Source organism: Wolbachia endosymbiont of Drosophila baimaii (genome assembly GCF_028982185.1).
GTDB lineage: Bacteria > Pseudomonadota > Alphaproteobacteria > Rickettsiales > Anaplasmataceae > Wolbachia > Wolbachia pipientis.
The window spans coordinates 1-12,000 of record NZ_JAPQLE010000139.1 but is presented as its reverse complement, the minus strand read 5'-3'; the positions used below and the strand labels follow the sequence as shown (position 1 = coordinate 12,000).

The following is a 12,000-nucleotide window of genomic DNA, read 5'->3' as shown; positions in this document are numbered from 1 at the left end:
TTTACCTATATAAGCTGAAACGCGCTTATAAGTCGTTTAAGACAGTATAGTACGCCAATTTGCAGGATTAGAGAGTGACAACTAGCTAACACGGGGTTTCTTTTGCCTTTTTTTCGTTTGGTAAATTTCTTAATGTTTATAGCTAAAAGAGCCCAAGAGAGGTGTCATTCCAGTGCTCGACACTGGAATCTAGAAAAAAAGAAGCTGGATCCCAGTGTCTGGGCACTGGGATGACAAGAAAGGAGCAACAGGATGACAGAGAGTAATGCAAGAAAATAATTGGATTTTTTGTAATGCTACGGAGTCCAGTGTTTTCTACAAATTTTTACGTGATTTGTTAGCAAAATTGACGGTTGCTGAAATACTGGATAAAACGCTTGTATAGTGTTTAGTAGAGAAAAGTTATGAAATATGAACAGTGGATAAAAATATTAAGTGCAGTAAATGCTGATGGTGATTTAAATCAGAGTAACATAATCGAAAAGATAAAAGAGAGGTTACAGAGGATAGATTTAAGTACATTCCAGGATTGGAAAAATGATAGATTTAACATAAATTATAAATTCACCTTATATACAGGTCTTGCCTCTTTTAAACTTACATTGTTATATTTGGCTACTAAGGATGGCTGCAAAAAGGTAGTAGAAGCTCTGATATCAAATGGAGCTGATGTTAATACGAAAGATATGAATGGACTGACCCCTTTATATTGGGCTGCCAAAATTGGTCACAAGGAGGTAGTAAATGCTCTAATAAAAGCGGGGGCAGGGGTTAATATTAATGCAAAAAGTAAGAAGGAACAAACTTCTTTACATAGGGCTGCTGAAACAGGCCGTACGGGTGCAATAAATGCTTTATTAGCAAAAGGGGCTGATATTGATGCAATAGATGATAATGGAGAAACTCCTTTACGTTTGGCTATTAAAAATGGCCATACAAAAGCAGTAAATGCTCTATTGGAGGCAGAAGAATTTAATATTAATACGAGTGATGGTTTATGGAATTATGGATGGGCTCTTTTACATTGTGTTATTGCAAATGACCATAAAAAGATAGTAGAAGTTCTAATAGCAAGTAAAGCTAGTGTTAATACGAAGAGTGAAAATGGATGGACTCCTTTACATTGGGCTGCTGAAAATGGTTATACAGATGCAATAAATGCTCTATTAGCAGCAGGGGCTGATGTTGATGTGAGAGATTGTTGGCTTTACGATACTCCTTTACATTTGGCTGCTGAAAATGGCCATACAGATGCAGTGAATGCTCTATTAGCAGCAGAGGCTGATGTTAATTTACAAAACGCGCGTGGCAAAACTCTTTTACATTGGGCTACTAAAAATGCCCATAAAGAGATAGTAGAAGTTCTAATAGCAAGTAAGGCTAGTGTTAATGTGAAGGGTGAAAATGGATGGACTCCTTTACATTGGGCTGCTGTGAATGGCCATACAGATACAGTGAATGCTCTATTAGCAGCAGAGGCTGATGTTAATTTACAAAACACAGATGGAAGAACGCCATTGCATTTGGCTGCTAAAAGGGGACATGTAGAGATAGTAAAAGCTTTAATCGACAAAGGTGCTGATGTTAACAAAGAAGATAAATATGGACAAACTCCTTTACACTTGGCTGCTGAGTGTGGCCAGGTAGAAATAGTGAAAGCTCTGGTGGATAGAGGAGCTGATATTGATAAAAGGGATAAAAAGGGAGGTATATCGTTAGGTTTTGCTGTTAACAATTACCACAATCGCCATTATACTAATAACGATAACCATATAAAGATGGTAAAAATTCTGGTAGGTCATATAGCAAAACTGGAAACTGCTGGTTTACATATCAGTCAAGATAATTTGCAGTTAAAAGATTCCGTTCAACTAGAGTATAATAGTGATATAGCTAGTAGTTATAGAGAAGGTCTTCGGAAGTATAAGGAAGAGATTGAAAAACTTACAAAAGAAGACAAGCCACTATATGACTTTTTAAAAGAAAGCAACATTAATGAACTAGCTAGCATATGGGAAAAAAATAAAGATATACGCAATAAGTTTGATAACCAAAAAAGCTTACAAAGGCAATATCCAGAATATGCTTATACTCTAATTAATAAAGCTAACGAAATAAAAAAAGAAATTTTTCTGCACAATCATGAGCCGCTAATTGATGCTTTATCAACGCATTATAGGCGTGATTTTCAAGCAATGATATTTGCTGGTATAGAAAACTTTTTTAAAGTTCACAAAGATGACTTTAGAAAAGAGTTAGGAAATGGAGGAATCACTCTAATTAACTTCGTAGATTTTGAAAATTTTGCAGAAAGGCATGCTCCTACATTGAAAGTAAGGGCGTTTGCAAAGGTTATAGAGAATAACCTATCAAGCGAGAGCCCTGATGATCAAAACATTGATCAAGCTTGTTCTTCCAGTGTTGATGAGCAAGTTTCTCAGCCTGTAAGTGAAACAACCGGCACTATTGAACACATAAGTGCAAGTGATAGTGAGCATGGTGAAGTTTCTGAAAGTGACAGTACTAAAATACCAGTTTCAGATCAAGCAAATAATACTCAAGGCGATGGTATACAGCCAAGTGATGATGCTCTACAAAATAAGAAGAAGAGCAAATTGCCTATTGTAGTTGCTTCTGTACTGGCAGTGGCTGGAATTATTTCTGGAATAGCTATTGCAGTTCACCTAGAAATGTTAGCAGTGGGGATAGCAGTTGGAGCTTGTTGTCTGGTTGCTGCGGCAATCATATATTGTTGTAATGAGCCTTCAAAGTCGCTTGAAGATAGCAATGTCCAAGGGTTTTCTGAAAACCATAGACGACCTGCTTTGTAAAATTCACAAGACCTATTAAAATATTTTTTTACTTTTCATCGTATATTTCTCAACATATTATCTTTAAGTACTAAAATAATTAACAATATGGCATTATTAATAGTTGAATCACCTGCGAAAGCAAAGACAATAGGTAAATATTTGAGTAAAGAGTTCAAAGTAGCTGCATCCTTTGGACATGTGAGGGATCTTCCAGCAAAAAACGGCTCCGTCGATCCGGATAATGATTTTGCTATAAAGTATGAGACCATTGAAAAAGCAGAAAAGTATATAAAAGAGTTAGTAAAAGCCGCAAGCAAAACATCAGATATATATCTTGCAACAGACCCAGACAGAGAAGGGGAAGCAATTGCTTGGCATGTGATAGAGACATTAAAAGAAAAGAAAGCCATCAGTAATGAAAACAACATTTATAGAGTAGTCTTTAATGAGATAACAAAAAGAGCAGTACAAGAAGCAATAAAAAATCCACGTGAAATTAATATGGATTTAGTGCGTGCACAACAAGCACGTAGAGCTTTGGATTATCTAGTTGGATTTAGTTTGTCACCACTGCTGTGGACAAAATTGTCGGGAAGCAAGTCTGCAGGGCGAGTGCAGTCTGTTGCATTAAAGATTATATGCGAACGAGAAGATGAAATTAGTAAATTTATAACACAGGAGTATTGGAGTATAAAGGCAGAAATGCAAAATAGCAAAGATGAGGCTTTTTTTGCTATGCTAAGCCACTATGACAATAAAAAGCTAGAAAAATTTGATATTAAGAATGAAGAAGAAGCAAAGAACTTAGTCAGGGAGATTGAATCAAGGCAATATGCTGTAAGCACAGTAGAACGCAAGCAAGTTAAGAGAAACCCGCTTCCTCCGTTTATTACTTCAAGTCTTCAGCAAGATGCAGTGAATAAACTGTATTTTAATGTGAAAAGTGTTATGCGCATAGCGCAAAATTTATATGAAGGTATCGATATTGGTGGTGAAACTGTAGGGTTGATAACTTACATGCGTACAGATGGGTTTCATATTGCAGACGAGGCTATAAACTCAATTAGAGGGTCAATTAAGTCATTATATGGTGATAAATATTTACCGCAGTCTCCTCGTAAATATGTAAAAAAGGTCAAAAATGCTCAAGAAGCACATGAAGCAATTCGTCCAACTGATATCAATAGAACGCCGGGTAGTATTAAGGATTACTTAACGCCAGAGCAATTTAAATTGTATGATTTAATCTGGAAAAGGACCATTGCAGGTCAAATGGAGTCGGCGATTCTTGATCAAGTGGTAGTCGAAATTAGTTCTACTGACCAGAAAGTAATTCTGCGAGCAAGTGGATCAAGTATATTCTTTGATGGTTTTTATAGAGTCTATCAAGATAACATGGAAGCCGAAAATGAAGCCCTGCTACCTGCCATGAAGGAAGGGGAAGCATGCAAGCTGATTTCAGTTGAGCCAAAACAACATTTCACTCAACCGCCACCTCGTTATAGTGAAGCAAGTATCGTAAAAAAAATGGAAGAAATCGGTATAGGTCGACCATCAACTTATGCAACAATTATTTCGGTATTACAAGATCGTGAGTACGTTTCATTGGATAGCAAAAGGTTTATTCCAAGCAGTCGTGGTAAAATCGTTACTATATTTTTAGAAACTTTTTTTCAGCGTTGTGTAGAGTATGATTTCACAGCACAAATGGAAGAAAAGCTTGATTTAATTTCAAATGGACATGCAGATTGGAAAAAAGAATTAGGCCACTTTTGGGTGCCATTTTTTGGTCATGTGAACTCTGTCAAGCAAATGACGCATGATGAAGTTTTCAGCGGCATTCACGATTTGGTAATCGATTGGTTTTGTTCAGAAGAAGGAAAAAAAGAGGTGAATACGAAATGTCCTGCTTGCTCTGATGGCATATTGAAATTGAACTTTGGAAAAGCCGGGGTGTTCCTTGGATGTTCTAACTATCCTGAATGCAACCATACAAAAGAAATTACGGGCAGTGACGACAATTCAGAATATCCAAAAAGTTTAGGTATAGATGATATAACAGGACAAGAGGTAGTAATTAAAAAAGGTCCTTTTGGGCTTTACCTGCAGTTTAATAATGAGTCAGAAAAGAAAAAGGCGGTTTCTATACCAAAAGATATAAATGTTAATGATATTGATCTGAGCACCGCTACTCAGTTACTTTCCTTGCCAAAAGTAATTGGAGAACACCCTGAAACCGGAAAGGAAGTAAAAATAGGCCTTGGACGATTCGGGTACTATATTTTCTATGATGGTAGATACTTTTCTCTTAAGAAAAGCTCCAAAGAGGTGCTGAATACAGAATTGAGCGAAGTTGTACAAATTATTGCAAACAGTCCACGCAAAGAGCTAAAATCTCTCGGGCTTAATGAAAAAGGAAAAGAAGTTTTTATCTGCAACGGTAGGTACGGATTCTATATAAAATGCGGTAAAACAAACGTTGCTTTGGGCAAGAGTGCAGATATTGAAAGCATAGATTTGAAGAAGGCTTTAGAGCTGATTAAGGGTAAGAAGTAAATACTTAAAAGGTATATATTTATAACTTTTTTATAAATAAAATAAGTTGAGGTATTGTATCTTATAATTGAAAAAAACACTTGTAAGTTCTATTTTTAGTACATACATTAGCCTTTTTATAATTTGCGAAGTAAAATTATGTTAAATAACATTGAACATTATGATTTATATAAAGTTTTTGAGAAATATAGTAAGAACAATGATGAATTAGCAGACTATGAGCGTTTAATAGGTAAGTATATTGAGAAGGCGATTGAAAAAGGTAATAATTGCTTTGAAGAAAGTGGTCTGCTTTGCCCGATAACAGGAGAACTAATATTGGAGTCTGTTAGAATAATATATGATGATGATTCAAAGTCGCAAAATGTGTTTGAGTACCATGAGATTTTTAAGTGGTGGGAAAAAGAAGGGGATAATGCAACAGACCCATGTACCAAAAGGCTTATAAAAGGTCTTTGTCCAGATGAGGAAATAAGACAAACAATACAGGATAAATTATGGGAGTGCTTCAATGAATATTATTATGAGTTACTGGGTAATGAAAAAAGAGGTATTAATGAGGCAATAAGCTTTCTAAAGTTAATGCGATTTACTGAGTGTGGTGATTACTATCAGGTGTTACAATGTTTTAATGATGGTGTTAATATTAATGCTCAAAACAATAATAATCAAACCCCATTACACATGGCTTCCTTAAAAGGTATGGCTAGTATAGTAGAACTTCTTTTAGAGAGAGGTGCTAAAATCAATATCCAGGATAATCAAGGTGAAACTGCATTACACTATGCTTCTTATTATGGTCACTACGCTACAGTAGAAATTCTTTTAAAGAAAGGTGCTAAAATCAATACCCAGGGTAATCTGGGTGAAACTGCATTACATCATGCTGCTTTTGCTAATAATGTTGGTATGATTAAATTTCTTCTGGAGGCAGGAGCCAAAGCTAATATAAAGGATAATAATGGTAGAAAACCATCTTCTTTTACTGACAATAAGGAAATAATAGATTTACTTAACAATCCACCAGCTAGATGCCTTTCTGATGTTATGGTTAGCTGTCTTTCAACGCCCACTCCTGTTTTTTGTAGAAAGTAATATGGATTGATGTATTAGTCAATAGATGTACTTCAGGTTATTTAATTTGCTAGAAAAATGTTGTAGAATGGCTTTTGCCATTCTACTTTTTGAAGTGCAACTTTCCAATTCTATAGCTAACATAAGACTATCTCAAGACCTCGTCATCTCGCTGCTTGTTAGCGCCGCGGCGGTATGACGTAGAGAGATCTTATTTATTATAGCTATAACACTGAAGTTTACAATCAGAACAAACCACCTGGCCACGTGGAACTGACTTCAGTTCATCAGTTGAAACTTGATTTGAGCAGAATATGCATTTTATTGTGTTGCTTGGAGTAAGTGAGTTATCAACAGCAACTCTATCATCAAAAACAAAACACTCACCTTCCCAATTACCATTTTTATTATAAGTTTTTTCAAGGTAAGAAAGAATGCCGCCTTTCAGGTGGTACACATCGTTAAATCCAAGGCTTTTCATATATGCTGTTGATTTTTCACACCTAATTCCACCAGTGCAGTACATAGCTACTTTCAGGTCTTTACTCTCAGAAAATGACTCTGTCCACTGAGGAAACTCACGGAAACATTGTGTGTGTGGATTAATTGCATTCTTAAACTTGCCTAATTTCACTTCATACTCGTTTCGTGTATCTATTACTAAAACGTCAGGTTGAGAAGTAAAATCATCCCAATGCTCTGGATCAACATATTCACCCCTAAGGGAAATATCAAGATTGCTTACACCAAGATTCACAATCTCTCTTTTTAATTTTACCTTCATCTTGCTAAATGGTTGATATTCTGCTGCACTCTCTTTCCATGTAAGGTCCCTTAGCCTATAATCAGAACGTAGAAAATCGAATATTTTATCAATCGCGTTTCTTTCACCAGATATAGTCGCATTAATACCCTCTTCTGCAAGGAGTATAGTACCCTTTAATTCAACGTTGTCGCATGCAGTTTTTATTTCGTCTTTCATGTCATAATAATTAGAGAGTTCTACAAAGTGATAGAAAGTTGCAATGACGAAGCTCATGATTATTCACTTATCAACTAAAAACATGATATACAAAATTATAAAGATATTCAATAGTACGGCTGTTAATTACTGGATATCTTCAGTTTTTACATATAACATTTTAATATAAAATATAGATTCAAATTAATGTTTTTAAGAGTATTTAAAAATATATTCTTATTTCTAGTAAGTATATTATTCGTCTGTCCAATATTATCATTAATATCAATTCTATTTACAGATACAGCGAATTCTGAATGGGTAATCAGCACACTTTTTCCTGAATATATACTGAGTACGTTAATTTTGATGGTAGGAGTAGGGGGAATATCTTTCATATTTGGAGTAATTCCAGCTTGGCTCACCACATTTTTTTCATTCCCTGGAAGTAAAATTTTTGAGATTGCTTTGTTCTTTCCAATATCGATTCCTGGATATATAGTAGCATTCGTCTATGTAAATACACTAGAGTTTTCAGGTCCGGTGCAGAGCTCATTAAGAGACATTTTAGAGTGGAGCAAAGGTGACTATTGGTTTCCTGAAATAAAATCCCTAGGTGGTGGAATATTAGTGATGGGATTTAGCCTATATCCATACGTTTATATGTTAGTCCGCTCAAGTCTAAAGAATGTTAGTAACTCAGTCACTATTGCGTCAACACTTGGGTTCTCCTCATTGAAGAGCCTGTTTTCTGTCATCATACCCTCCATACGCCCATCAATTATAGCTGGGTTGTCCTTGGTACTAATGGAAGTAATTACGGATTTCGGCACACCACAGTTTCTTGCTATTGATACTTTCACGACAGGAATATATCGCACCTGGTTTTTACTGCATGATAAATATTCAACTACTGTTTTAGCAGTTGCAGAATTGATTTTCGTTGCAACACTAATAGCTATCGAAAAAAAACTGCAAAAAAAAGGAATATCTTACTCTTCAATCAATACCAATTCAGATTATCACAACAAACGGAGTATAAGTGGCACTATACCATTGATCTTTGCTTATCTTATGTGTGTATTGCCGATATTAATAGGTTTTATTTTGCCAATGATTCCGCTCATATATTGGAGCATAGAGAAGGGGTTTTTCATATATGAAGCAAGATTCTATAACATAATAGCAAACAGCGTTAGTTTATCATTCATCACTGCACTAATCTCAATTAGCATTGCAATAATTATTGGATATACGGCGCGTAAAAATAAGGTAATCAATAATGTGGCACGTCTCATTTCTTTAGGCTACGCAATTCCAAATGCAATTATCGCAATTAGCATAATAATATTTTTAAGCAGAATATCCTCTTTCATTACTCAATATATTGTGGAAATTAGCTTGGTAGGAACTATTGGCGCATTAGTTTACTCATATTTATTTCGTTTTTTTGCTATATCTTTCAAGGCGGTAGAGTCAGGGCTCAAAAAAACACCAAATGAAATTGAGTGGACTGCATATACTATGGGTCATGGGCCTATCTCCACATGTTTGAATGTTCATATCCCTCTCATCAAGAAGGGTATATTATCGGGATTTTTGCTCGTATTTATGGATACTATCAAAGAGCTCACAGCAACACTCATTATAAGACCATTTAATTTTGAAACTATATCAACTAGAATATATGAACTTGTAAGCGATGAGCGCTATAGAGAAGCCGCCCCATTTTCGTTAATAATAGTTATAATAGGCTTAATCTCTACAATAACCTTATTTACACTTGATGACAAGGATAAAAAATAAACGTAACCGTTCACAGATTTCCACTTAATTCTTCAATCTCACTAATAGAAAGGCCAGTAAACTTGACAATAGTGTTGACATCAACATTATTAGCCAGCATTGCTTTTGCGACTTCAATTTTCCCTTCAATTTTCCCTTCCTCTTTACCAATTTTTTTGCCTTTTTCAGTAGCAAGATCAAGTCTGTATTCAAGAATGGCTTCTTCTTTCCGTAGATCCATTATCCTTTCTTCGTAAGCTACTAAATCTTTTTCGTTCCAACGAAACTTGTCTAATTCATCATATGCTAGCTTTATTATTGGCGCTTTTTCTGCTATCTCTTTTAAGTCCTCTTCTGTTGTTTCTTCTGCGTATTTAAAAAAGAAACACCACCTTTCTACTATACTTTCTAACTGCTCTACTTTATTTTTTGCGAATTTAGGCAACTCAATAAAGACAAACTGAAAATCTTTTAAGTAATGGCCGTTAGTTTTTATATCACGTATATTGTGAGTAGAAATATAATCAACTTCTTCAGGAAGTAAGTTACAATTTGATATAGCAATAAAGAAGACTTTCTTTAAATCAATGTAGTTGACAGATTTATCTAATTGTCTTGAGTAGGCTTTAGCGGCATATAATTGAGCGCGTTTTTCGAAGCCCTTGTCTCTAGCGAGCTGCATTTCTGCTATATATCTATTTCCGTGAGAATCCTTGCAGAGAACATCAACAATACTTTGTTTATCAGAGGCAACTTCGGGATCCATAATAGTGCTAAGAAACTCAACTTCTTGTATTGCATTTATCTCAGTAAACCCTAAAATATCGTTCAAAAAGTGGATCAGGATATTCTTATTTTTTTCCGTTCCAAAGATTTTTTTGAAACACAAACCATTGCGAGGATCGAGAAATTTTGAAAGAGCCATGGCAAAAATGCTTGAAAATACTAATAATTATACACTATTATTAACAATTATTCAACCATATTTTTGAAGATAGCTAGTTTCTGTATTTATTTTAAATTGAAGAAAGCTCAAATGAAAGATCGTGCTTTGCTAAAAATCACAGAATGCAGTCTGGTTACAAATAAACTATTTTGACAGTTAATGGGGTCTAGTTTTGATGTATGGACTATCCAAAGAAAAGGGTGGTATCATAACTTCAAAAACTTTTATGCTTTCTTCATTCAGAAATTCATACTTACCCTGCATTATTCCTGACGGTACATTTAAGTATGTTCCACTTGTGTATTTAAATACCTCTCCAGATTTTATCACAGGCTGTTCTCCGATAACACCAACTCCGGCAATTTCATTTACTTTGCCCTTATAATCTATTATTTGCCAATGACGACTTAACAATTGAATAGTTGATTGGCTTTTGTTTTTTATCTTAACGTTATACATCCATACATAGCAATTTTCATAAGGAATGGATTGCTCTTCAATGTAAATTGGTAAAACTGTAACTTCAACAAAGTTGGTAGTCAATGTGTATTCTAGAATCATTATAGAATATTCATGATAAAAAGATAATATTCTAATTATATGCTTTTTTCATAGATTTTTCAAGTATACTTTAATTAGGAAATATCAATTTATAGTATGAATGAACCAGATGCACTGAGCAAAAAAGTAATAGGAATAATAGGTGGTGGACAATTAGGTAAAATGACTGCTATCGCTGCAACAAAACTTGGACAAAAAATACATGTTTTTGCCAGTGCTAAAGACGATCCGGCTTGCTCTGTTGCTGATGATTTCACAATAGCAGATTTCTCTGATAAGAAAGCTCTTGAATCTTTTGCACAGAGTGTGGATTTAGTTACTATTGAGTCTGAAAATATTCCATGTAGTGCAATTGATATCGATGTAAATTTTTATCCGGGTAAAAAAGCGTTACACATTTCGCAGAACAGACTGAGAGAAAAGGATTTTATTAAAAACTTGGGTATAAAAACTGCTAACTATAAGAGTATACAAAATTATAATGAGCTACTGAAAAGCAGTAGAGCTTTTGGCTATCCGATAAGGCTGAAAACAACAGAAATGGGTTACGATGGAAAAGGACAATATGTGCTTGAGAATGATTCTGAAGTGAAGCAATTTGCTTCCTTTGATTGGAATACAGAGTACATTCTTGAAGCAAGTGTTGATTTACTGAAAGAGGTTTCAATAGTCGTTGCAAGAGATAAAAACTGTAAAGTAGCTTTTTTTCCTATAGCAGAAAATTACCACGTTGATGGAATACTTGATACTTCAACAGTGCCAGCTAAAATAGATAGCAAATTAACTCAAGAGGTACAACGAGCTGCAAAGAAAATAGCAAATGCGCTTGATGTAATAGGAATTCTGGCTATTGAATTTTTTGTTACTAAAGATAACGAATTGTTAGTTAATGAACTAGCTCCCAGACCTCACAATTCTTGCCACTGGAGCTTGGATGCATGTAACGTTAGTCAATTTGAACAGCTAGTTAAGATAATATGCGGGTTACCTATGCAGGAAGTAGTATTACGCTTTCCTTGTATGACGAAAAATATAATAGGTAATGATATATATGATTCTCATAAGTATTTGAGCAACGAAAAAGCTAGTTTAACCATATATGGGAAAAAAGAGGTTAGGGATAAGCGTAAAATGGGACATGTCAATATAGATTTAAGTTAACAGTTTTTCTACGTCATACCGCCACAACTGTACGAACATTGTGATATGATGAGATGTTATAGCATTTCTCATAATAGTCCGAACAGGTCATAGGAAGGCAGAATCAACAGCACGACGAAAGGATTCGAATAGAGGAATGTTTT

Annotated in this window: 8 protein-coding genes; 5 read left to right on the top strand and 3 right to left on the bottom strand. The window is 34.9% G+C overall.

Annotated features, from left to right (window positions below):
- The first annotated feature begins 404 nt into the window (after positions 1-404).
- From OZD66_RS04890 to OZD66_RS04880, 3 genes are all read left to right on the top strand, one after another.
- Positions 405-2,831 carry an ankyrin repeat domain-containing protein gene (locus OZD66_RS04890; RefSeq protein WP_182367653.1) on the top strand — a complete coding sequence of 809 codons (2,427 nt, stop codon included), beginning with the start codon at positions 405-407 and terminating at the stop codon, positions 2,829-2,831.
- 87 nt (positions 2,832-2,918) lie between these two features.
- Positions 2,919-5,369 carry a type I DNA topoisomerase gene (topA, locus tag OZD66_RS04885; RefSeq protein WP_182367656.1) on the top strand — a complete coding sequence of 817 codons (2,451 nt, stop codon included), beginning with the start codon at positions 2,919-2,921 and terminating at the stop codon, positions 5,367-5,369.
- 138 nt (positions 5,370-5,507) lie between these two features.
- Positions 5,508-6,464 carry an ankyrin repeat domain-containing protein gene (locus tag OZD66_RS04880; RefSeq protein ID WP_182367660.1) on the top strand — a complete coding sequence of 319 codons (957 nt, stop codon included), beginning with the start codon at positions 5,508-5,510 and terminating at the stop codon, positions 6,462-6,464.
- Between the two features lie 190 nt (positions 6,465-6,654).
- Here the strand turns inward: OZD66_RS04880 and trhO are convergent, their stop codons facing one another.
- The gene (gene trhO, locus OZD66_RS04875) at positions 6,655-7,482 is read right to left on the bottom strand and encodes an oxygen-dependent tRNA uridine(34) hydroxylase TrhO (protein ID WP_182367664.1); all 828 of its coding nucleotides are present in this window, start codon (positions 7,480-7,482) and stop codon (positions 6,655-6,657) included.
- Positions 7,483-7,611: 129 nt separating this feature from the next.
- Here trhO and OZD66_RS04870 point away from each other — a divergent pair, with 129 nt between their 5' ends.
- Positions 7,612-9,210 (top strand): ABC transporter permease, encoded by a 1,599-nt coding sequence (locus tag OZD66_RS04870; protein WP_182367667.1) that lies wholly within the window; start codon positions 7,612-7,614, stop codon positions 9,208-9,210.
- A gap of 10 nt (positions 9,211-9,220) precedes the next feature.
- Here OZD66_RS04870 and OZD66_RS04865 read toward each other — a convergent pair whose 3' ends face one another.
- Both OZD66_RS04865 and apaG read right to left on the bottom strand, forming a co-directional pair.
- Positions 9,221-10,114 carry an Rpn family recombination-promoting nuclease/putative transposase gene (locus tag OZD66_RS04865; protein WP_182367669.1) on the bottom strand — a complete coding sequence of 298 codons (894 nt, stop codon included), beginning with the start codon at positions 10,112-10,114 and terminating at the stop codon, positions 9,221-9,223.
- Between the two features lie 177 nt (positions 10,115-10,291).
- Positions 10,292-10,693, bottom strand: a complete 402-nt coding sequence (apaG, locus tag OZD66_RS04860; RefSeq protein WP_179951370.1) for a Co2+/Mg2+ efflux protein ApaG — start codon at positions 10,691-10,693, stop codon at positions 10,292-10,294.
- A gap of 99 nt (positions 10,694-10,792) precedes the next feature.
- Here apaG and OZD66_RS04855 point away from each other — a divergent pair, with 99 nt between their 5' ends.
- Positions 10,793-11,857, top strand: coding sequence for a 5-(carboxyamino)imidazole ribonucleotide synthase (locus OZD66_RS04855; RefSeq protein ID WP_275022388.1), 1,065 nt, complete (start codon positions 10,793-10,795; stop codon positions 11,855-11,857).
- Positions 11,858-12,000: the final 143 nt, after the last annotated feature.

Bases quoted from the DNA above. Each gene is read 5' to 3' on its own strand.
- OZD66_RS04880 (WP_182367660.1), top strand. From the start codon at position 5,508: ATGTTAAATAACATTGAACATTATGATTTATATAAAGTTTTTGAGAAA.
- OZD66_RS04865 (WP_182367669.1), bottom strand. From the start codon at position 10,114: ATGGCTCTTTCAAAATTTCTCGATCCTCGCAATGGTTTGTGTTTCAAA.
- OZD66_RS04870 (WP_182367667.1), top strand. From the start codon at position 7,612: ATGTTTTTAAGAGTATTTAAAAATATATTCTTATTTCTAGTAAGTATA.
- OZD66_RS04890 (WP_182367653.1), top strand. From the start codon at position 405: ATGAAATATGAACAGTGGATAAAAATATTAAGTGCAGTAAATGCTGAT.
- trhO (WP_182367664.1), bottom strand. From the start codon at position 7,482: ATGAGCTTCGTCATTGCAACTTTCTATCACTTTGTAGAACTCTCTAAT.
- topA (WP_182367656.1), top strand. From the start codon at position 2,919: ATGGCATTATTAATAGTTGAATCACCTGCGAAAGCAAAGACAATAGGT.
- OZD66_RS04855 (WP_275022388.1), top strand. From the start codon at position 10,793: ATGAATGAACCAGATGCACTGAGCAAAAAAGTAATAGGAATAATAGGT.